The sequence below is a fragment of the Halomicronema sp. CCY15110 genome (genome assembly GCF_016888165.1).
Taxonomy (GTDB): Bacteria; Cyanobacteriota; Cyanobacteriia; order Phormidesmidales; family Phormidesmidaceae; genus Halomicronema.
In genome coordinates, this window is record NZ_JACSWC010000425.1 from 18,912 (window position 1) to 41,253 (window position 22,342).

The 22,342-nt window shown below is 49.3% G+C and carries 18 protein-coding genes, 2 pseudogenes and 1 CRISPR repeat array; of the genes and pseudogenes, 11 read left to right on the plus strand and 9 right to left on the minus strand.

What is annotated here, in order from left to right:
• Nucleotides 1-81 precede the first annotated feature (81 nt).
• From JUK32_RS28855 to JUK32_RS23445, 3 genes and pseudogenes are all read right to left on the minus strand, one after another.
• A pseudogene (locus JUK32_RS28855) lies at nucleotides 82-315 on the minus strand (hypothetical protein).
• Nucleotides 316-496: 181 nt separating this feature from the next.
• Nucleotides 497-907 (minus strand): hypothetical protein, encoded by a 411-nt coding sequence (locus tag JUK32_RS23440; RefSeq protein ID WP_204141294.1) that lies wholly within the window; start codon nucleotides 905-907, stop codon nucleotides 497-499.
• Complete coding sequence (locus JUK32_RS23445; protein ID WP_204141295.1) at nucleotides 904-1,905, minus strand: hypothetical protein; 1,002 nt, start codon at nucleotides 1,903-1,905, stop codon at nucleotides 904-906. Before JUK32_RS23445 ends, JUK32_RS23440 begins: the two co-directional genes overlap by 4 nt.
• 206 nt (nucleotides 1,906-2,111) lie before the next feature.
• On the opposite strand from JUK32_RS23445, the gene JUK32_RS23450 reads away from it, so the two are divergent.
• The 4 genes from JUK32_RS23450 to JUK32_RS23465 all read left to right on the plus strand — a co-directional run bounded on the left by JUK32_RS23450 (nucleotide 2,112) and on the right by JUK32_RS23465 (nucleotide 5,248).
• Nucleotides 2,112-2,588 (plus strand): hypothetical protein, encoded by a 477-nt coding sequence (locus JUK32_RS23450; RefSeq protein WP_204141296.1) that lies wholly within the window; start codon nucleotides 2,112-2,114, stop codon nucleotides 2,586-2,588.
• Between the two features lie 408 nt (nucleotides 2,589-2,996).
• Nucleotides 2,997-3,410, plus strand: coding sequence for a hypothetical protein (locus tag JUK32_RS23455; RefSeq protein WP_204141297.1), 414 nt, complete (start codon nucleotides 2,997-2,999; stop codon nucleotides 3,408-3,410).
• A 32-nt stretch (nucleotides 3,411-3,442) separates the two neighbouring features.
• Nucleotides 3,443-4,219 (plus strand): hypothetical protein, encoded by a 777-nt coding sequence (locus tag JUK32_RS23460; RefSeq protein ID WP_204141298.1) that lies wholly within the window; start codon nucleotides 3,443-3,445, stop codon nucleotides 4,217-4,219.
• A 15-nt stretch (nucleotides 4,220-4,234) separates the two neighbouring features.
• Entirely contained in the window at nucleotides 4,235-5,248 is a 1,014-nt protein-coding gene (locus tag JUK32_RS23465; RefSeq protein WP_204141299.1) for a hypothetical protein, read from the plus strand.
• 4 nt (nucleotides 5,249-5,252) lie between these two features.
• On the opposite strand, the gene JUK32_RS23470 is transcribed toward JUK32_RS23465, so the two are convergent.
• From JUK32_RS23470 to JUK32_RS23490, 5 genes are all read right to left on the minus strand, one after another.
• A complete protein-coding gene (locus JUK32_RS23470) occupies nucleotides 5,253-5,630 on the minus strand; it encodes a hypothetical protein (RefSeq protein WP_204141300.1) in 378 nt (125 codons plus the stop codon).
• 65 nt (nucleotides 5,631-5,695) lie between these two features.
• The gene (locus tag JUK32_RS23475; RefSeq protein ID WP_204141301.1) at nucleotides 5,696-6,364 is read right to left on the minus strand and encodes a hypothetical protein; all 669 of its coding nucleotides are present in this window, start codon (nucleotides 6,362-6,364) and stop codon (nucleotides 5,696-5,698) included.
• A 589-nt stretch (nucleotides 6,365-6,953) separates the two neighbouring features.
• On the minus strand, nucleotides 6,954-7,400 hold the full coding sequence (locus JUK32_RS28520) for an HNH endonuclease (RefSeq protein ID WP_204141302.1): 447 nt from the start codon (nucleotides 7,398-7,400) through the stop codon (nucleotides 6,954-6,956).
• Between the two features lie 104 nt (nucleotides 7,401-7,504).
• Nucleotides 7,505-9,046: a hypothetical protein gene (locus JUK32_RS23485; RefSeq protein WP_204141303.1), complete on the minus strand. Its 1,542-nt coding sequence runs from the start codon at nucleotides 9,044-9,046 to the stop codon at nucleotides 7,505-7,507.
• 485 nt (nucleotides 9,047-9,531) lie between these two features.
• A protein-coding gene (locus tag JUK32_RS23490) for an ISKra4 family transposase (RefSeq protein WP_204141304.1) occupies nucleotides 9,532-10,619 on the minus strand; the annotation gives its coding sequence in 2 pieces (ribosomal slippage) (nucleotides 9,532-10,448 and nucleotides 10,448-10,619; 1,089 coding nt in all).
• Nucleotides 10,620-11,076: 457 nt separating this feature from the next.
• Here JUK32_RS23490 and JUK32_RS28140 point away from each other — a divergent pair.
• From JUK32_RS28140 to csb2, 7 genes and pseudogenes are all read left to right on the plus strand, one after another.
• Nucleotides 11,077-11,519, plus strand: a pseudogene (locus JUK32_RS28140) (TerB N-terminal domain-containing protein).
• A gap of 17 nt (nucleotides 11,520-11,536) precedes the next feature.
• The gene (locus tag JUK32_RS28860; protein ID WP_375541601.1) at nucleotides 11,537-11,902 is read left to right on the plus strand and encodes a hypothetical protein; all 366 of its coding nucleotides are present in this window, start codon (nucleotides 11,537-11,539) and stop codon (nucleotides 11,900-11,902) included.
• Nucleotides 11,903-11,950: 48 nt separating this feature from the next.
• Complete coding sequence (locus tag JUK32_RS23510; RefSeq protein WP_204141307.1) at nucleotides 11,951-12,553, plus strand: Uma2 family endonuclease; 603 nt, start codon at nucleotides 11,951-11,953, stop codon at nucleotides 12,551-12,553.
• Between the two features lie 354 nt (nucleotides 12,554-12,907).
• Nucleotides 12,908-15,178, plus strand: a complete 2,271-nt coding sequence (gene cas3, locus JUK32_RS23515; RefSeq protein WP_239113003.1) for a CRISPR-associated helicase Cas3' — start codon at nucleotides 12,908-12,910, stop codon at nucleotides 15,176-15,178.
• On the plus strand, nucleotides 15,156-17,198 hold the full coding sequence (gene csx17 / locus JUK32_RS23520; RefSeq protein ID WP_204141309.1) for a type I-U CRISPR-associated protein Csx17: 2,043 nt from the start codon (nucleotides 15,156-15,158) through the stop codon (nucleotides 17,196-17,198). The genes cas3 and csx17 overlap by 23 nt, the downstream gene beginning before the upstream one ends.
• Entirely contained in the window at nucleotides 17,191-18,192 is a 1,002-nt protein-coding gene (gene cas7u, locus JUK32_RS23525) for a type I-U CRISPR-associated RAMP protein Csb1/Cas7u (protein WP_204141310.1), read from the plus strand. Before csx17 ends, cas7u begins: the two co-directional genes overlap by 8 nt.
• A 62-nt stretch (nucleotides 18,193-18,254) precedes the next feature.
• Nucleotides 18,255-19,769, plus strand: coding sequence for a type I-U CRISPR-associated protein Csb2 (csb2, locus tag JUK32_RS23530; protein WP_204141311.1), 1,515 nt, complete (start codon nucleotides 18,255-18,257; stop codon nucleotides 19,767-19,769).
• Nucleotides 19,770-19,934: 165 nt separating this feature from the next.
• A CRISPR array of direct repeats spans nucleotides 19,935-21,798; the repeat unit is 37 nt; unit sequence GCTGAAATCCCTCTGCTACGAGGGACTGAATTGAAAC.
• 205 nt (nucleotides 21,799-22,003) lie between these two features.
• On the opposite strand, the gene JUK32_RS23535 is transcribed toward csb2, so the two are convergent.
• Complete coding sequence (locus tag JUK32_RS23535; RefSeq protein WP_204141312.1) at nucleotides 22,004-22,324, minus strand: hypothetical protein; 321 nt, start codon at nucleotides 22,322-22,324, stop codon at nucleotides 22,004-22,006.
• Nucleotides 22,325-22,342: the final 18 nt, after the last annotated feature.

Sequence of the window (22,342 nt, forward strand, 5' to 3'; positions counted from 1 at the left end):
CGAACGAGGCTACTTGATGAGCAACTCCTTCCAAATCATGGCCTATCAGCAGCAATTCAGAAGGAGGACTGCTTAAGGTGCTTAACCTAACTGTCGATCGCGCCTTAACAGACTAAATACCTCTCCTTGCTCGGGCGTAATCAAAATCCCTGACTCCGGTATCGTGATTACCTGACTCCACGTCGCCTGCTCCGCATACTGGAGCTTATGCAACGTATGAATCACCGATGCTCCTAAAGGGAGCGGCTTCGCCTACGCCCCCTCCGGTGAACCAATCACCAAATGTGACAACCGCTCTTGCTCCGGCTGGGATATTCCGCTTAGTGGAAGCTTTCAGATGGGTTCTAGGCCCCGTGTACGCAACGGTTAATCGCTTGATCAATTAGGCAGACAAGTGAAAAAGATGCTTAAAAACGTTTCAGAGGGGCACACTTGTTGAGATCAAGTTTTTTAACGTCCTTGATAATCTTCACGCATGCTTGGCACCACATATCACTTAAAACTCCCAGGTGTGGTCCAAGTCATCCAAAGCCGATTCAACCTTTGTCAGGTCAGCTAAATCCTTGAACGGGCTGCTTTTAGCCATCTCCACGATACTGGCCAACACTACTGCTAGCTGGTCATTATCCCCAGTGGCGATCGCTTGGTCCGCCAGGGTGAAAAATTCCCTGAAGATTTCAGCCCGTTCATTGAACGCCAGATCGAGGAACTGCATCATGACATCCCGCCGCTGCTCGATAGTCGCCAGAGCAGCCTTCTCCCAGGCGTCAATCTCTCGCCGTTTGGTTCGCTCCTCCTGCGCTACCCGCTGATATTCCGTATAGGCATCCACTAACTGATTGAAGCAAACTGATGGGTTCAGCTGAGGGACAAACTTATTCGCGCTATGGATGAGACGATAGGTCATTCCTTATCCTCGCTGGTCGTGTCATTGTGGTCTGCTTTCCCGCTCCAAGACCGATATTGCGCCTGAATATCGATGGAACCTGGATTTAACTGACCTTCCGCATCCAGAATCGGTGTCTGAGTGATATCAGCGATCGCTTTAACCAGCAGCGCTACCCGCTGAAACAACTGGGCATCCCGTTTCCGGTCAAATGGCTGTGATTCCAGCGTCTGCAATCCTTCTATGGCGTGACCATTGAGTGTGTCCAGAATTTCCCATAGCTCAGTAATGCGGCGTTCTACCTGGTTAGCAAACGCTTGCGCCGCTTCCATTTGGGCGATCGCAGCTTTAACCTTTGCCTTATACTTCCGGGCTTTAGTCAGGGCCTTTTCCCCTTCATTACCCAGAACGAAGCCGCCAATTGCGATCGCGGGTCCTATCGTAATACCTCCCAGTACCATCGACCCCAGCGCCATACCGCCGCCACTCACCGCCAAGGAACCACCTCCAAACCAGGCCAGGATGGCATTGGTGGCCGCCGCTCCGCTGAGGGACGAAATAGCCGTTCCCGTACTGGCGACTCCTACTGTAGTCGCCAGGGTCATCGCCCCGCCATAGCCCGCCGCCGATGCCGCGATCGCCGACACTCCGCCCTTGAAATACTGCTCTGCCTTAATCGCCGCAGACTTGTATTGCTTGAGCTGCCGTGCCGAGACCTCTAAACCTTCAAGGAATTCCTTATCCGACATGGCCGCCTGCCGCCCGGTGGACTCAATGAAGTTTACAAAGCGGCCCACGGTGTCCTGCAAAATGCTGAGCTGAAATTCACCGTAGTCTTTCGCCCGTAAATTAACGTCATCCCAACGCTGTTCTAAGGCTCTAACGGCAGCTTCGTGGCGTTTTTTAGCGCGTTTAGCCTTGCCCTCCGCCTTCTTCATCTTTGACACGCCATCAACCCCGGCGGCTGCTCCATAAGCAGCCGAACCGAGTGCGATCGCGCCCAGCACCAGCGGAATCATAACAGTCCCTCTCCAGCAAAGAAAAACAAAACCAGCAGAATTACCTGATGGCCTGGCAGGTGTAGCTATTGCTCTGTGATAGCTCATGGAAGCAGCAGATTAGGAGCCGTTTTTTCAAATCTCGTTAAAGCTTTACCAGGATTGCTGTCCGCTTCATCAAAAGACGAGCATCCTTAAAGGGTGATCTCTTGGCAAGTTGCTACGCCATGGCCATCAATAACAACGAACTGGAAGCCAAGGTCAATGCCATCCTGCAGAGTCTAGACTCTACGAGCCAGTTCTACGGCAAGCTGCTTAACTGGCAAGGGGCGGATAGCTTCTGGCATTACGGCATCGGTCTATCAGATACCCACATCTTCGACACGGGTCGGGGATGGCAACCCTTTGAGCGCCACTACGTAGACGCGAAATTTGTTCTCGGCATTGACGATATTACTTACCCGCCTGACAAAACCATCAAGCGTCTGATTCATGCCCTCAGATGCTTTAAGAACTGGGAATACGGTTTATTGGGATGGAACTGCGAACACCTGGGCCGTCTTGCGGCAACAAATCAGCCGATGTCCTACGAGGTCAAGCGGCAGCCCTGGCCCATTCCGCAGCTGAATCATGATGGTTGGCATCCCACAGCAGAACGTGACTTGAGGGATTATCTCCTACGACATGCACCTGAGTTGGTTTAGATGGATGGCTCGGGCAAATGAAGGAATAGGCATTATTCACCTGTCACACTGCTCTTCTGCGCCTTCCTACTCTGGGTGTTGATAGGTTTCTTGATTGCTTTCTTACAACAAAGTCAAACCAGGATATGGCTCGAACTACCAGGCAGATACTGATGCGTTCTAGGTGATCTGACAAGGATGTGGCCGTAGGAGGGCTGTAGCAGCGTAACGGAGGGTGGAAGGCAGGTTGGGTGTTGGTGTTGACGTGCGATCTCCGGTCGCGTTTTGTGGAGCGGATTGAAGGGACGTTGAAGAAGGCGAGAGAACCTAAAATTCAATTGGTTAAATTCTTAAAGACCTTCCGTATTTGTCAAAAATAGTGCGAATAAGTCAATGGGACATCAGTGAAAATGAGGGCAACTAAATAGAATGCGTACTTTAGCAATCATAGGAATAGTTGCTACCCTCCTTCTCCTGGTACTTCAGGTAGGCTGGATAGGAATCTTGTATGGATTGTTCTTAGTTGGACTGACAGGATTAGCTGTTCAACCTTCACCTCGAACAGATACACCTCCCAGCGATACATTCCTCAAAAAGGTGGTAGCCATACTCGATCAGGTTCCAGGAATTACGGCTGCAAACACCCGAGACTTTCAAAAAGCGCTGCCTGTTATGACACTGAGAGATGGGACAACTGTGAAAACCTGGAAAAATCCAGCAGGTGTGGACCACATTTTTCTGGTGAATAGCGATAATCAGATAATTTATGGTGCCTATGTCGGCTGGATTCATAGCCAAGGTTTACAAAAGGCAATTGCGAAAATCCGACGAGATTTTTCTTAAAAAGCAAAAAATCAATCAGAATTCGTCAGAATATGAGCTTATTTAAAGTCATAAAAAGCCTGAGTGGGAAGCAGATTTATTCAATTGCCGACACTTTAGACGTAGATTATACTGCCTTAAACACGCTCACAGACATTAGTAAAAAGATTAGAATCAAGCTGTCCGACTTTTATCGATCTTGTAAGGGCGAAGAAGCCGGAGGCTCATTTAGAATTGTTGCTCTTTGGAGAGATCAGACTTATCAAATCATTAAGAAAAAGAAAGTACCTGTCGAACTGAGGGAAAAAAAGCAGGCTATCTTAGATGAGCTCAGTAGGCTTATTTCAAAAGAAAGTTTAGATGATGACAATAGAATTGAAGACCTAGTTCGAGACATTTTATTTTTACTATGGAAAAGCTCTAAGCCACAAGAACAAGAGAGATTTGTTAGAGCCATTCGTGAAGAATTGGAAATACACAGTATTAATTTAACTAGCGAGGAAATCAAGAATATTCTTGCTGGGTTACTACTCGGAAGTGTAGGAAGTGCTATCCCGTTCGCCATACCAATCATTTCGAGGGTTATGCTACAACGGCTCACTCAGGGACTATTCGCTTGGGTTTTTGTTTCTTTATTGGGGCAACGTGCGATTCAGATGGCAGCTTTAAGTACTTTTGCTGGTCCCGTCGGATGGGCTATCTCTGGGGGAATATTTGGCGTTGGAGTCATATCTTCTGGCATCAAATACACACAGCAAAGAAAAGAGGCAGAATTTATCCAGGCTATCTTCTTAATCTATGCATATCGATATCAAAACAGATTTATCTAGAGAAGGAGAATTAAAATGAGTAATCAATTTATTGTCGAGCTACCTAAACATTTAGAAACTGCCTATAAAGCAGGTGAAATCATCATAACTGGAGGAGTTGCAAGATGCGCAGATGGAGGACAAATTGCAGCACATCTAGAACAAGTTGCTCCTTTTGCTATGAATTTTGCAGGGAGCAGTCATCCTGCTTTTATGATAGCCAGCACTAGCTTCCAAGCAGCTGATCTAGTCAAAGGACTGAAGGATACCGCTAAGCTTAATCAAATTATCACCCTAACTCAGCAAATCAAAAGGCTATCTACAGTCAATCTTGCGGTTTCTGGTGTCACTCTCGGTGTATCAATAATTGGCTTTGCTATCGTTGTCCACCAAATTAATCAAGCTAATCAAAAACTAGACCAGCTTAATTCTAGGATTCACTCTGTTGACTTAAAAATATCAGACCTTATTAAAAATGAAACAGGCAAATTAATCGCTGACGTCAAACTCCATACGAAGCATTGCATCACCTTGATCCATCAGCTTGAAGATATTGGCTGGAGCGATCATCTTGATATTGAAATAGCTAAACAGCTAAATCATGCTGAAACTTTAATAGAGAGAATTATCAACACAAAGATTAACAAAAACTCAATTGGGATCAGCCTAGAGCTATGTCAGCACTTATACCATAGTTATGCTGGTCTTCTGAAAGCTTATCTTACCAGCAGATATTTGCATCAAAGGAGTTTAGACTATCCGGCAATGAGACTAAAAACCCTATATAATTTTTCTTCTCAGCTAACATCGTCCGAAATACTAGACGAATTGTATGAAGAGTTCCTTTTGAATAATGAAAGAAGATTTTCCGGGACAGAACTTGACTATATACTGAGTTTCTACAAATATGGTTGCCAAAATACGGCTAAGAATGTTGAAAATCAATGCGAAATCTTAAATACTGTTCCCTTAGACCGATTTCTTGAGTGGAGACAAAACATCGGACAAAGTGAATCCCCTTTGATTTGGCTAGAGCATTCAAGAAAATAGACATCTAATTTGTAGTATTTCCCTTGCCTCTTCTGGTTTTCACATAGCTTGTGAAAGCAGATTTGACGACAGAAGACGTTAGCTTCAAAAGCTGACGTCGATCATCTTCAGCACCTACTGGCTTTGGCAATGGATCTTGTCTATTGCTCATCGAATTTGCGATCCATGCCCCAGTCAAAAGTACACCTATAGTGATTAAAACAATTCCAGCAACGTTACTCCATGTTGCTGCCAAGGTTAATTCAAACACTAATACAATTAATCCTGCCCATCCTCTGCCGGTATAGTTGTCATTTAGGGTACTGAGTGACAAGGCATTTGGAAATGTTAGCTCCAAAGCGCCAAGCCCCATAAAAAGTATTATCAGAATAGGAAAACACATAAGTTAACTTGCCATTTTAAATCGTTGTTTTTTTGAAAGTAGCTGTCTTTCCAAAGCTCAAGTCCTTATCCTTCAGCTGGAGCATGCCGAATTATGGAAACATAAACCACTGCTAGCGTGAGACGTTGCCAGTTAGGCTGATTAGCCATAAAAGCCACCCCGCCAAAGAGCGCCAGCCAGCCAACTGGGCCGATGGCCAAAGCAATCACCTGGCTCATCCCCATATAAGCTGCGAAGGGCAAGGTAATACCAAGCGTGCTGGTCAGTCCTCCCAGCACTGTGCTCGCCATGAGATATACTCCAAATCCGCTGGCCTTAGCGGCGGCCATTGCTCCACCCGTGAGTAGCAATCCTTCTAAACTAGGATCATCATTGTTGCGCTCCATTTCCAAAACAAGCCATTCTTGCTGCTCTGGAGAGAGCTGGTCGAACATGTCCTGAAACACCTTCGCGACCACAGCTGTTTCAATTTCGTCGGTGCTTAGATGCTTCCAACGTCGCCCATTGAGAAGCGCAAGCCAGTCGATACCGATATGATCAGCAACATCAGTAACAACCTGCTTCCAGGATTCATCCCAAAACAGCTGCCCAATGCTACCGGCTCTGAGATAGCGAATATGGTTGCAAAGAGTGTCAGGATCACTGCCAAAGCCTGAGTCAGTGAGTTCACCCAGGTTATGGCGCTGCTCACGGGTAGCACTTTTGACAATTTTTCTAAATTCACGCAGTGCCATAACAGAAAGGAACAGGAATACAGCTCTGTTCTGGCATGCCCAATCTTCGTGTGCTGTGACTTTGCAGGGAAATTATTTGAATCTTTATATGGGAGCTTTAACACCACTCACGACAAGAGCAGACTTCAGTTAGGCTGCCTGCCAAACCAACATCGATCTGTTACAGAAGAAGCGCGGTTGCTTGGTATGACGATGGCAAAGGCGATTGTAGTGTTGGTGTTGACATGAGATCGAGAAGCTGGCCCATAAAGCCTTGAAACGTAAAAATTCCCGACTTCGATGGCTCACAAAATACGCCAACGACCTTACCGATGAGCAGGTGCAAGATGCCTTGGGCTGTGTAAAAGGTTTCACCACGCGCCTGAATTTGCTGCCCAACGGAAGGAGCATTGCAATGGAAACTAACCGTTTCTCGCGCTGAGCGGCATCACGTTTTACGAGGTAGTAGACCTGGTGGGCGAGGATTTTTGTCGGACTTCTAGAGCGACCGCCCTCAACCCACCACATTGTTGCTATTGAAGAAATATGAGTAGGTTCAGTATGAAGGTTAGGCTTCCTGGCATTGATCCAATTAGGGCAAGGGGCAATCTTAATGAAACACGCTCAAGTCAAGCACTTTGTCTCTCCACTCAGGATGCTCTTTTGTGATGACATCTAAATTTTTTGGCGTCCAAACCGAGCGCTTTTTAAGCGTATTACATTTTTGGCAAGCAATTACAAGGTTAAAATCCCTTGCAACACCGCCAATTGCTGCGGGTATTACATGTTCTACGATGTACTCATAAGCATTTGTATCACTACAATATTGACATTCTTTGCCATCCCTCTCAAAAATCCGCTTACGCATTGCTGCTGATTGGAAAGGTGTTTCCTTTGTTTTCGGCCTTCGAATAGCAACGATATCGGCGTATATTGCACTAATACTGCAACCATATTGCTCTGCAAGCTCTTTCTTGAGTTTCGGCGTCATTGTGACATCTTGCTCGATCAATCGTCTGACATGAGCTTGGGGTTCATTAATGTTGGGATGTGCCACTTAATTATTCCCAATCATCAACCGCAGATAGTCTCTGCATCGTACCCAAACAGCTCATGATGGTCAACCGTTAAAGCTATACTACATACACTTTGAGGAGGGCTCTAAAGGATAGAAACGTCACTAAGATGTCTGTAGTTATGTCCTCTGTTATCGGGCTGTATGGAAGGGAAACCGCTTTGCTTCGAGAAAATCAACTCTGACCAATTTTCAAGGCTTCTATTGGAAATCCAATGTTCAAATTCATGTAGAGAATAAACAACTGGCGGCATGTTCAACCTCATACGAGAGCAATAATCAGTTTGCTTCACCATTTCTTCGAATACAGTAGATGCAGCAATACTGTCATAAAATGTGAGAATAAGAGGAATTACTGGCTTATCGTCAAGACTGAGAGCTTCCACTGTTATTCCAATTTGCTCAAATGCAGAATGAATGCGGCACCAGACATCTGCGAGCTTATCAGCTTGAAAATACGCACTCGTGTCAGCAGACATGAGACTACTTTTGCACTCTATTAGAATGTATGCATTCTCAGTTCTGATGAGAAAATCAGCTCGTTTATCTTTGCTGGAGCTAGGATTTTTAACTTCAGGAATTTTCTCAAAAGAGTTAAGGCAAGTAAGAGGAAACAATACCGTTTCAAGATAATCTTCAAAAGCATGGCTTAATAGCTGCCCTAGTTTTTTCCCGTTACCATATTTAATAGCAAGACTCCTTACTCCATTCCAAGATGATTCAGTCAAAGAAAAAGGATCTGGCAAACAAAACTCTCCATCTCTTAATTCCACAAAAGGAATTTCCAAAAAGTGATTATAGAAAAGAGGGCGATAGTATTCAGGGATGCTATTTAGATCATCGTTGATTCTTCCACGAAATGATGGAGTGACCTGTGATGAGAAAACCGCACTATTTTGGCTAATGAAAATTTTCAAGTTCTCTTGAGTAATCCCTGATTCCTGAAGTTGATCATCCATACTAGGCAGACTAGAAAACTCACAGAACCCTTTTCTTCTAGAAAACCATCCAAACAAGGCTAAGCATGCTAAAAATTGTTTAAAGTATTCTGGTGGGTTCAATCCCACACTATTCGAGAAGTTCTTTGAAAAATCATTTTCAGAACGTCTATCCATTAATTCGACAAGCTTAATTGTTCGACGTATACGAGAGGCAGGATGTCCAAATCCTGCATTTTGAAAAGCACCCATACGCTGCACGAACAAGCCAGCTGTATGGGCAGTAATTACTTTCGAATCCAATATAGAACTTAACTTTAAAGACCAGTTTCGAACAATATGGCTATGATCTGATTCCCAGTTCTGGATGGAGTTCAATAGAAGCTCAATTTCCCTTTTAAGGATCTGCTTGTCTGCGATAGTATGTCCGTCCCAGTTATGATAAGCGTTTATCAATTCATCAAAAATTTGAACACTAATATTCTTCTGCCTATGAGGATTACCAGCGCTTGCTAGTAGCATAAGCCGCACAGCATAGTTACGCTCAGCATTGCCAAGCACCCAGTCTCGAGAATTTGAATATTTAGTTGTCCACTTTTGCCAACATATATTGGTCCCAATTTCTAGGACGGATGTTGAGTTATAGCGGCGAATAAACTCACGAAGCTCGGAGAAACTTTTAAAGTCCATCTGTATCGTTTTAGTTTATTAGACTTTTACACAAAATTTCAGCAGAAAATTAGTAGAGAGCACTGGTTTCTTCGGTTACATTTCTTTCAATTTATAAATTTTGAATTAGAAACCAGGGTTCTGAGCAAGCACGATAGATCGCGGTCTTCCATCAATTTTCAGCCAAGACTTCATCGCATTTTATCTGAGGGAGAGATCGCTCCTGCATCAACAAATTAACAAATACAATTGTACTGAGCGATCTCTTTCCGCCCTGCGACACAGCAGTGTAAACACACCTGACGAAAAAGGCAAAATCCTGGTGGAACGCTTTTATGGCAAGGATTCCAGCTATTTTTCCCTATTCAGAAGTTTGTAAAAACTGAATGATCGATACCTAAACCGGAATCTTGGTGCAGTATTTAGAAACTAGGGCGGGGAAAAATGAAGCAAGCACAAACGCTGAGATAAGGGACAACCAGGCTGGATTGGGAGCAGGTCACTTTCTACGTAGAAAAATACCGTTCAGGAGTGAGGTCATCATTCAGGTAGGCACAGCGATGCGCCAACACTTGTGGCACCCGCTCAGGCTTCCAGGAAGCCCCGGCCAGTTTCGTGCGCTGGCTAATCTGCTTGACCAAGGACTCGACATCTCCCGAACCAATGGTCCAGCCTTCTTCCTGGTAATAACGATAGTTCGGCAGGCGCTCTCGATGCCGTTGCAAGTCATTACAGAACCGTCTGGCGCTCTCCGAGCCCTCTGCTTCTAACAACGCCATGGCCGCTTCCACCTGACCTTGCCACCAATGACTGCGGACCGTTGCTAAGATCTCACTCGTCGCTGAAACGCCATGTAAATTCTCCATCAAGTGATACCAATCTAAGATCTCGTGCCGCTGATGCTCAGTGCCAATCTGAGCATAGAGCCCCCAAACCCCCTCATGACCATCACCTAGACAATCAACGGTGGCGGCTAACGGCAATCCGTTGGCCCACGCCAAGAGGCTTTCGTTGTCTTTGAACCACGCCGTGCCTTGCGCTTCTAGGCCCAGATTCAAGGCTTTGTATTCGCGCCACTCAGAGGCTTCTCCCTCCGGTGTCCGGAGACGAATCATGCCCCCATCTAGACTCATCTGCTCGATGGGCGCTTCCGGGACGGGCACCGGGAACGACTGTCGATGCACTAATCGTTGTGGTGTCTTCGCACTCACCCGCCGACCGGTCTGCATTTCGACTTCTACTTGGGCCTTTTGGTAAGACACCACGGCGCTTTGGCGCAAACAGCACAGTTCCAGGTAAGGGCTGAGGCGGCTGTGAGCACTCACTTCTAACCGCTCAGCTTGGACACTCGTTAACCGCAACGTCCCGAGAATACTCTTCAACTGGCGAGGGTATCCCTCGTCTGTAGCCGTGACGGTTTGGCAAAAAACTCCCCAATCACAGGCGTGACATGTGCTTGCACTTGTGCTCGTACCGTCGATTCAATCGCCCCTAAAGTCGAGACCGGATGCTCCTGCTCACAAGCGTCCTGATACAGTAACTCCGCGATCCGCTGGCTGCACTGGAGAAGTTCTTGTTGTTCGGCTGGTGTCATCGTGTGCCCTCTTGAGTTCGATTCCCTTACTCTAATTTTTCTCTCCAGAAAGTGACCTGCTCCCGCTGGATTGGCTAAAGCGGTTATTTCAAGGAACGCGCAATCCGTCTTGTCTCGCAAGTCTCAGAACCCCCGCCAATCTAAAGCTAAAGCGCCACAGCCAGAGACGTTTCCAGCTCGTGAAAAGATTCTGACTAGACAAAGCCCCCTCAAGCCCTCAAAATCGCCTTCCAGTAATTCTTCGATCAGCGCCAAACGTCCTATCGATGCGTCTCAGCAGATCGATCGCATTCGCTCACCTCTCCCATCCACAACACCTACAAACCCTCTCCGATCGCCTGCGCCCGTCACCCCAAAATCTAAAACTCGGGTTCCACCCCCGCTCCCTACGCCAACCGCTGTCTGGGTTCCTCCAGGCAAAAGTGTCAAAGTTAAAGACTATGTGATTCCCGGCGAGATGGTTTATGTCGGTTCTCGCTTACCAACAGAAGGGGCACATTCACGAGTCGATCCCTGTCTGATTAATCCTCAACTTCGGATTGCCGCCTCTAGTCCGGATTATGAGGGCAGGGGCAGGGGCTACTGCCGTCTTATAGCGATATTCCCCCCGACTGCCGAGCCGCTTATCTGGAATGGTTAGCCGGTGATCGCCGCGATTCCAACGCTTGCATCGGCTACGGGTTTCTCTTCTTTTACGGCCTGGAACGGCGGGTGCTCAGGGACTTTCAGGCGCTCAAAATCGATGTCTCCGAGGAAATGGCCCAAATTACAGCTGAAGTCGAGCGGCTGTTAGCAATTTATGGGAGCAACTTCTCCTTTAGCAGCTACGGCTCAAAGTTTTTGGAGATCTGCCAGTTGCTGCAAAATTCCGGGATTGGGCAGGTGTGGAGCCACCTCTAAATCGAGCCTGTTGGGAAATGCCCCTCAGCTTGAAGGTGACGCTGGGGCGCATGATTGCCGAGGGCCAACCGATTCCCGCCGATTGGATGTGGTCCTGTTATCTCCATTCTGAACAGACCCGGCTAAGAACACCTGCTACTCGGTGTGCTGAAGATTTTTGCAAACTGCTGCGATCGCGGTATCAAAAGCACTATGGCGCAGGGATGGTGATCAAGCCCAACAAACGCAAACTGAAACTTGAGCGTCGTCCTGCCAAATCTAAATTCTTAAGCGTAACCCTCACTCATTTGCAGGGGAACATCGCTAAACTCAGAAGATGGATTGAGTTTGCAAATGGCTTGTGGAGGAGTTTGGCAGCAGCTACCACGTCTCCCGAAATTTGAGAATGCGTGAGATAGCTAAACCCGTAGGCATTTAGGAGGACGGTCTAAATGATTCAGGGACTCGAAAAACCAAAGGCTTCAGAAGACACGGTATTCCTCTACTACGATCGCACCTGGGAGCAATTCAAACACATTGAGAAGGGCTTAGAAGGCTCTCCTGGGGTGCGGCTATTCTTTTACGAGGGAGTGGTTGAAGTACTCATGCCAGGGCAACCCCATGAGATTTTCAAGAGGGTCATTAGCTCTCTGTTAGATTATTTCTTCTTGCACTTCAATATCGCCGTGACGCCAACCGGATCGGTCACTCAAGAGCAGGAAGGGGTCGCTTCTGCACAGGCAGATGATTCATTTTGCTTTGGAGACATTAAGCCGATACCAGACTTATCCATTGAGGTAGTTTTTACAAGCGGCTCCATCGCTAAATTGAAGCGGTACCAGGCATTAGGAGTACCTGAAGTGTGGTTTTGGGAAGATGGACTTTTAACCCTGCATCGCTTAGGCGAGAACGGATACACCAGAATCTACAGGAGTCAAATTCCTGAACTGGAGAGGCTGGACATTGAGCTGTTGTCTCGCTGTGTCTTAATGGGCGAAACAGACTGGCTAGGAGCCGTTCGAACGTTCAGAGAAGAGATTACGAAAGCTCAATAACCCACGGAACGGATTAATATTATTTTGCTGAGTAGTGTCGGTGCAACCATTTTGCTAGGGTCTACTTATGCTGGCGAGCGCGACTTGAACCGCAGTCAGCAGCCTGTAATGGCACAGAGAAGCGAAGTGGGTAAGGCACAACAGAGCTGGATAATAGTAAACTCCCGACACGGGACTGAATTGAAAAATAATCAAAAGCCTTAACACGCAAGTGTTTTAATTGGCTCATCCCAATTCGCTTGGGACTAAATTACCGATTCCCCTGGACGTTTTAGTTCAGGGGAACTATATTAGTCATAACTTGTCGGGGTCATTATTAAAAGACTTAACATACGTGAAGGCTCTGTGAAGCGCATGGGCTATCAAGACTTCTTCAATCAAGTCACGGGATTTGCTCCGTATCCCTGGCAAGAAAACCTTTCTAATTGGAATGGCGAGACGATCGCGGTCGTAGCCGCGCCCACTGGTGCTGGGAAAGAATCAGGAGCGGTAACTCCCTGGCTTTATGCTCACAGCCAAGGTAAGCCAGTACCAACGCGATTAGTTTATGCTCTGCCAACGCGATCGCTCGTTGATCAGGTCTATGCCAATATTCAAAAGGTCGTTGAGAAGTCCGGGCTAGAGGATATCAAGGTTTACTGCCTCAAAGGCGGGCAAGTTGAGCATGGCTTTGAGCAAGATCTGACCCAACCCGCGATTCTAGTTGGCACCCAAGATCAGCTGCTGTCACGGGCACTGAATCGAGGTTTCGGTGTTTCCTGGGGGCAACGACCAATACACTGTGCCGCCCTGACAAACGACTGCCGCTGGATTCTTGATGAGATTCAGTTAACCGGGGTGGCCTATTCCACCCTGGCGCAGCTCTACAAGCACTGGCGCACGCTGGGCACCTACGGGCCGATGCAGCTGTGCTTGATGTCAGCCACGTTTGACGATGCGCCACTGAGAAAAGAGAACTTAGCCTTCGATCGCTTTGAGCTGAGCGATGCCGACTTCGACAACAAAACGCTGAGCGCCAAGATAAAACGGCCAAAGCCTGTCTTTCAAACCAGTGTCGAGACCATCGAGGATGTAGCGGATCTGTCCAAGGCTAAGCACGTCCCAGGAACGCTGTCGCTGGTAGTAGTCAATACGGTGGCGCGAGCGCGGGAAATCGGCGAGCTGTTGAAAGACCTTGATCCCCTGGTAATTCACAGCCGGTTTCTAGGGATTGACCGCGAGGAGCGACAGAAGCGGCTCTACGGCTACCAGGGCTTGATTATCTCTACCCAGGTGGTTGAAGCAGGCGTAGATCTCGACGCCGAACTGCTGATTACCGAGCTGTGCCCCTGGTCGTCGTTTGTGCAACGCTGCGGGCGCTGTGGCCGGAAGCGGACGGACAATCCCGTAGAAATTCACTGGCTGGACTACCGGGAGGGCTGGAAGCCTGTCCCCTACAGCAAGGAGGAATGCCAGGACACCCGCGATCGCTTGCTCAAGCTAGCCGACGCCAACCTCGATGCGCTATCTCACATTCCCCTGCCGGACCTCAAGCTTGATGGTCCTCCACTTCTCCAAAGCGATGTCGAGACATTCTTTTGCACCCACTACAAGAAACGCGACGCCCGCCTATCTGCGACGGCTCCGAAATATGTGCGAGACGTGAAATCCTTCACGGTTTCGGTTCTTTGGTCAACCGAGCCGCCCAAGCGGCTGCCTCACCAAAGGTACGTCTGCCCAGTTCCCACAGAGGAACTTAAGAAGTTTTGCCAATCTCATAACGTCAATTATCGGGTCTGGGGCGAAGACGATTGGGAGCCCAAGCTGATCGAGAACGGTGATGTCGTTTGGCTGCCGTTGGCGGCTGGCGGTTACTCGCACCAAGTTGGCTGGACAGGTAATCCAGATGACAAGCCGAAGGATTCCCCCATCCAAATCGAGCCAAAGTACAACGATCCTCACTACAAAATCAATCTAGCGCTTGGAACCCACCTTAAAGATACTGAGGATGCATTCAGAGGACTGATTCCCCATTTCAAGGGATTCATTCCCCATCTTCAAAAGCTAGGACTACCCGAAAGTCTCATTGCGGAGCTATGTCGCTGTGCTCGCTGGCATGACTGGGGTAAGGCCCATCCCACCTGGCAGGCTTATGCCAATGCAGAGCACTTCCAAGAGAAGTATCTAGCCAAATCGACTGACTATCAGCACTGGAGCGCCTTAAAGGGTTTCCGGCATGAACTTGCCAGTGCCTTTGCCGCTGCCGACCAGGGCGCTCCTTTCCTGGCCCAGTATCTGATTGCTGCACACCACGGCAAGGTGCGCGACAGCCTGCTGCCCCCGCACCCTAGTGAGCGCCTGAACCCTCAGGTCTTGCGAGGTGTCGAGCTAGGTACGTCCTTACCGCTGGTAGAGATTGCCGATGAGGGCATGGTCATTGAAACGCTCCCTGAAGTGACGCTGGCATTTCCAGATAAGCCCGACCGCTGGAGCCGACGGGTCAAAGAGCTGCTGCGAGAATACGGACCCTATCGACTCATCTACCTCGAAGCCCTGATTCGCAACGCCGACATTCAAGCATCCAAGTTTCGAGACGAGAACTACTTAAACGAGGAAGGAGCTAATGATAACAACTGCAACGGCTAGGGCCGTCGCTTTCCCTCACCTGTTACCCACTACCGCGATCGGCTGGCTCAAGGCCATTGGCCTACTGCGGCTTTCGGGCGCTACAGGCTATTGGGAAAACGACTGCTTTTACCTGGAAATCGATTCTGCTGAGGAACTGGTCGAGAACATGCTCACCAGTTACCAGCCCAAGCCTTTTGTCAGTCCCTGGAACAGCTACAGCCTGTTCAATAAGGAGGATGGCCTCGAAACCGTTTTGGCGTCCCAGTCCGAGCGCTATGAACTGATGCGAGAGGGCTACCAAGCGCTACAAACGGCTCTGGAGTCCTTGGACACACAGGGGCAAAGCTCGGCTCAGAAAAAGCTGACGATGATGGATACCTTATCGCGTCAGGTCCACAATCCCTACTGGCAGGAGTGGAGAAAGGCGGTCGGGATGCTGACGGACACAAAAAAGGGACCCCGGTTTCTCTGTAATGACCTGCTAGGGACGGGGGGCAATGTTGGCACGACAGACTTTTGTACAGTCTACTTCCAGGTATGCAGTCAGCTCTGGAATTTAGAAACCGGGGAGCCTGCACCAGAGACCGAAGCCTACATCCGAGCATCGGTACTAGGCGAGCCGTTATCCAACACCCTGATGCTTCAGGGCCTGCTGGGGCATACCTACCCAGCTGCCGACTACTTCGATGATTTGGCTCCCTCTGCGACTTCTCAGGCAGACTATCTCGACAACGGCGGGCGATCGTCGCAGCTGGCGAACCCCATTGATCTGGTCCTGTATCTGGAGGGAGCCACGACCTTTGCAGGCAATCCTACTGCCCTCAGCGAAGTCCAGCAGGAGGGCGATCAGGAGCGGACGATCGCATGCTATCCGCTACTGCTGGAGGTCAACTCAGGTAGCGCCGACACTAGCGATCGCACCGGACGCGCCTATGAGGTCTGGCTGCCTCTTTGGGATGAGCCCCTGGACTGGCAAGAATTTCAGGAGTTGGCAACTGAGGACTTGTCGTTTCGCCTGAAGCATCAGGTTGTCGATACCCTCGACATGCTGGATGCAATTACCCAAGTAGACGAAGGGCGCGGACTATCTCGATATTCCCGGTTCGGCCTCTGGACCCGCAAAGGGCAGGGAAAATACCTGATTCATGTGGGTCTGGCCGCTCCTGGGGCAACGGATATTGGCGCAGAGCTGAGGCATTGGCAGCTGAAAGCACGTCCCAGTGACAACCAATCGCAGGCTCAATACAACCTGCTCACGGCAATTCATAAGGCGCTCTATCGCCTTCAACAGGGTAATGCTGAAGCCACGACTGTGATTCGCCTGCTAGGGCAACTAGAACTACTCCACAGCCGGATTCAACCTAGCGTTCCGCCCGTGCCGCAACTCAAAGCGACTTGGATTGAGGCAGTTTATGGGGAGCTTCCCATCTACGAGGTAGAGCTGGCGACTGCTCTGGCTAGTACCTCGCTAACCCATGAAGATTCTGGCCACTCTCAAGACCTACGACGATCGCTCTCCTCAGCTCGCTATTCCCCTAATAAGAAAACCTGGTTTTGGAGCAATGACCACACCCACAAACTCAAAACCTCTTCCTTAGAAGCATTTTGTATCTCCCTGCTCAAGTTGTGGCAGGAGACACCAGAGCGACATCCAGCTCATGGCTGGCAGTTTTGGGCGAGCCCAGACGCGATCGCGACATTCATTGCCGGACAAACCAACGATCAGCTGATTCTGGAGCTGGCGATCGGGTTTGCCCTGTGCCGAATCCCCAAAAAACTTGGGGACTACTCCGCCAAGCTACCACTACCAGAGCCCTACAAGTATGCAGCCTCGCTTCAATGGACCCCTGACACCAATCTGACGATGCAGACGATTAACGCGCTGATGGCGGGAGCTACTACGCCATTGCAGCGACAGCTATCGGTTGTTCAGAAACCTACAGTCTTGCCCCCCAGAATTGCCAGTGGCGATCGCAGCGCTCTGGCCCTTGTGTTCCCTTGTAAACCCTTCTATACCTTTGGAGAATCCCATGATTAATGTCATCACCGTTGAGTTTGAATCCGCTCTGCCCACTGTTAAGCCGCCCACGTTTCTAGATGTGGGCGTCTCCCAGGCTTACTTGCCCTGGGAGCAGCGCTACGACGTGCTGCTACATACCCCCCAGGCCACCGCGAACCTGATTGAAGCCAGCGTTTGGGACGCAGTAAATCATGCTCTAGTGCCGGAGCTGGAAGGCATGCCCTTCGTTGAGATTTACACAAAGTCGGGGCAGTACGTAGCCAGCACCCTCGATTTACCCCACCGTCTCGGCACAGGCTACCTGCTCAAAAACAAAGAAGCCAAGTTAGATGGAGAGCGATTTCGAGAAGGGCTACGAGAGCGCATTAGAAAACAAGGCGTGTACTCAGCCGTGTTTGCGCTGTGCCCCATGAGTATTGTCCTGGGCAGCTTCTACACCCATATTGCCGGGGTCTATCGGATTCCCCGCGTACTCTCTGGTGAGTTTGTAGCTGAAAATGCCGTGTCGATGCCTACGGGTGGCGCTGTTCATGATCCGGTTTCGGCTCGGGGGATGGGAGTGAACATCAAACAAATGTTTGCTATCAGCCGAGATAAGAAGGGCGAAAAAGATAAAGCCATCAGCAAGCCCAGTGAAGCTGGACTTGGGAACATCGTTTATGTGCGAGAAAGTTTCAAGGCAGAGCGCTATGTAGGCCGCTTCGTGATTGATACCCGTCTGGCAGAGAAGTCGAATCTAGCCCCTGAAGCCAAGCACCTGATTCGAGTCCTCAGTGAGTACCTGGTCTCGCGTCTACTGTCGGAGACGGTAACCCTGCGAACAGAGTGCTATCTGACTCCGGTGGAGATTACCTGCTCGAACAAGCAGGAACTGCCGACTTTGGACAAGGCAGCAGCCGATGTCAAGCAGGCAATCCAAGACTGTGCGGAGCTATTCGAGAAAGTACGTGTCGAGGTTCCTGATGACCAAGTGGACTTTGACGATGCCTCTGAAGATGACGCGGCAGCTTAGCCATTCAACCGACTCACTGACCATCCCTCAGCTTAGAGGTACTAGCTATTCAGGACAGACTCATGATCCATATTCAGGTTGATTTTCACACCAACCAGTACCAGGCCTGCGCCTGGGGCAATCACCATTCCGAAGGCGTTATCGACTGGCCCCCCGCTCCCTGGCGGCTCTTGCGGGCGATCGCGGCAGGCAGCTACAACGTTCACCTAGCAGAAAAGCACCTGCCAACACTCAAACAGTTGCTCCACAAGCTGGCAGCAGTTCTCCCGAGCTACACTTTGCCGCCGACGACTTATATTCAGCATCGCAGTCCTCGTCCTCAAGTGAATTCCAAAACGGCCAAGGTCGTGCCGGGGAAAACCCTTTATTCAGCAGGGCTGCTGATGTCGAGTGAGCACAGCCAGCTGTTTATCCACTGGCCAGTTGAGTTATCAGATAGCGAGGAGCTGGTACTACAGCTGTGTCTATCAGGTCTTACTTATCTAGGACGGCGAGAGGCAGCGGCAACACTGAGCTTAGTGGAAGCAGCACCAGAACCCAACGCGGAGGCGGATCCGGGTGGTACGCGCATCGTGGCGATCGCTGCTGCTGATCAAGATCAAGAGGCGCTTTGGGAGGCGCTGAACCTTTCTGCTCATGAAAATTATGGGGAAAATCGTTCAGCAGTGTTTCCGGGTATCCAGCAGGCGACCTATCGGGTCGAGGTTACTGATCCTAAACGGAATGCTACCTCTTGGCCAAAACAGCATGTGGTAACTCTGGCTGTCAATCCAGTAAGCTCTCCTCGATTGCCGATGAAGCTTGCTTTAAAGCTGACGAATCGACTGCACCAAAGCCTGGTGAGCCGCTGCCCCCACCAGGTGTTCACCGGACAAGAGATGGGGCAGCTTAGCTATGACCACAATCACACCATCATTCAGTGTGTTGCTGATTCAACGGGTCGGTACGTTGAGTCGCTGAAGCTTTACAGTCATGATGGTTATGACGCTTCACATTTGGCTGTAATTTCCACCTGCAATTATTTGCAAGGAGTTGCAAGAGGGTACGACATCTCACTATCACTGGTGGACTTGGGTAGTTTCGAAGAGACTGTTCAGGATTGGGGATCTTCTACGCCATTCTTTTTATCCCGGTTTCCAGCAGTGCGACGGGGTAAACCTCGCATGTTAACCGAGCAATATCAAAAGGATGGACCTGAGCATCAGGTGCTGCGCTATCTTCAGTTTCTTCCTTGGGTAGGATTAAAAGGAGAAGCTCATTATAGGGAGCATGATCAAGGGCTAGCGCTTTATTTAAACAATGCTCTAGCAGCAGTGGTTTCCTGTGAACCGTTTCCACAATTTTGGGAATGGGCTGCGGACAGAAATCCAGATAAAACGGAGCAACCAAAGGGTAAAAAGGTTGGACGGATCGGGTATCGCGTTTACCTGAGTTTTACTGAGCCTGTGAAGGGTCCGATCTTGTTGGGGTATGCAGCTCATTATGGATTGGGAGCGATGCAGCCTATGCGCGAGCGGGTAGGTGTTCAGGGGCCAATTGAGCAGAACGTAACTTGTACAGTGGTTTTGGCTGATTAGCGCTGTAATGATCCGCGCAATCTCTAAAACCCCTATAGGAAAAGCGATGTAGTGACGCAAGTGACTTTTATTTTTGTAGCGCTTTGAGATGATTGACTTAGTTTTTAGGGATTCGCGCACTTGTACCTTGAAAACCAAATACATTAAGGCTTCTGGATGCCAGCCGCTGAAATCCCTCTGCTACGAGGGACTGAATTGAAACTGGGGCGAGAACATTTAGCAAAGGAGAACCAAGAGCTGAAATCCCTCTGCTACGAGGGACTGAATTGAAACCTTTGGCCGTGACTCTAAGGTGGCGGGCAAGCTCAGCTGAAATCCCTCTGCTACGAGGGACTGAATTGAAACGACTGGGAAAAGTTTAAGCGATTGATCGAAATTGGGCTGAAATCCCTCTGCTACGAGGGACTGAATTGAAACCCATTCCTCAGCAGCCGGTGGGCTGTTCTCGCCAGGGTTGCGAGCTGAAATCCCTCTGCTACGAGGGACTGAATTGAAACATGCCAGAAACCGAAGTTGTCGAAGTGGTGGACGACGCTGAAATCCCTCTGCTACGAGGGACTGAATTGAAACAGCAGATCATCGGATGGTACGGCTGATATCTGATCGGCTGAAATCCCTCTGCTACGAGGGACTGAATTGAAACCAGGCTCAGCAATTCAGAACTCTGAACGCTTCCTAGCTGAAATCCCTCTGCTACGAGGGACTGAATTGAAACAATATTGGCGATCGCTATGTGGTGGTGATCTATGGCCCGCTGAAATCCCTCTGCTACGAGGGACTGAATTGAAACGTTTTCCCTGGATTTACATCAGCCTCAATGAGTGAAGCTGAAATCCCTCTGCTACGAGGGACTGAATTGAAACCTTCAGTCGTGGGCGGCATCCTACGGCGCTTTTTGGCTGAAATCCCTCTGCTACGAGGGACTGAATTGAAACAGCTACATCGTAACCGAGTGACGCGATAAAGCGAGCTGAAATCCCTCTGCTACGAGGGACTGAATTGAAACGATTGGGCAATCAATTTCTCGCGCCAACTGTTTGGCTGAAATCCCTCTGCTACGAGGGACTGAATTGAAACCTTCAGTATGGGCTCACCATCTTTGCGGCCCGCTCGCGCTGAAATCCCTCTGCTACGAGGGACTGAATTGAAACTAGTGTGGCCGGTAGTGCCGGGGCCTACGAGTTTGCTGAAATCCCTCTGCTACGAGGGACTGAATTGAAACGGATGGCTCAACTATGAGCCGCACTGGGAAGCGTTTAGCTGAAATCCCTCTGCTACGAGGGACTGAATTGAAACGTCGCATAAATCCTAATCGTATGTTTTCCCCCAGGCTGAAATCCCTCTGCTACGAGGGACTGAATTGAAACGCGTAATGGCCCACGAATTCCACGAAGGCAACGCCCGCGACGCTGAAATCCCTCTGCTACGAGGGACTGAATTGAAACAACAGTTCAAGGCTTAGGCAGTGGGCGGATCGATTTGGAGCTGAAATCCCTCTGCTACGAGGGACTGAATTGAAACCCCCAAATCGCCGCCCGTGGCGGCGAGCGGGACGGGCTGAAATCCCTCTGCTACGAGGGACTGAATTGAAACGAGCAGCGACGGCAGCTTGAGATCAGAGAACGTATGCTGAAATCCCTCTGCTACGAGGGACTGAATTGAAACCACACTTGGTCTAGGTCAATTCTCTACAAAAAAAAGCTGAAATCCCTCTGCTACGAGGGACTGAATTGAAACGTTTTGTTGGCAATGGTCGCAAGGGCACCCTTACGCGCTGAAATCCCTCTGCTACGAGGGACTGAATTGAAACCTATTCTGCTAGGACTCTTCCTTCCAATACTCCCGGGCTGAAATCCCTCTGCTACGAGGGACTGAATTGAAACGAACCCGAACAGGGCTTTGGTGGCTTCGTTGAGCAAGCTGAAATCCCTCTGCTACGAGGGACTGAATTGAAACTCGCTCGCTTGCGGAATGCAGTTGCCGTAGGGAGTCGCTGAAATCCCTCTGCTACGAGGGACTGGATTGAAACAAAGGTGAGGGAGCTTGAGATATTTTTCAAAAGCCTATACCTAGACTGCACTTCTGTATTGATGCTGCCAAGGCATAACACTAGGCTGAAATTTTGTAGTGTAAGTCTTTGTGTAATATTCAACCCCCTCCTAACCTGAGTCGGAGTGATCGGTGCCCAGCGATATTCATGTCAAGGACACTTACACTATACTTACACTAAATTTTTACCTACCTTGCTGCGCCTTCCCCAGATACTTAGACCGCAGCTTGCCTCCCTGCCAGTAGCGCAGATAAAGGTACGGCCCATGCCTCTTATTGCCACGGGGAATGTACTTCGCTTCAATGTGGCCTCTCGATCCTTGCGGCGATCGCTGTTTGGGTTCATCTCTGCTGCCGTCGCCCTCCGATTCAGGTTCAGAGGGTTCTTGGGGCGTTTCCAGGGCTTCGATCAGTCCTCCCAGTGCAGCCTGAAGTTCCCGCAGGTCGGCCAGTTTCCAGGCAGCGAGGGAGGGGAGAAGCTTGTCGGTCAGGGATTTTGAGGGCATCGTTTTGTTAGGGAATGC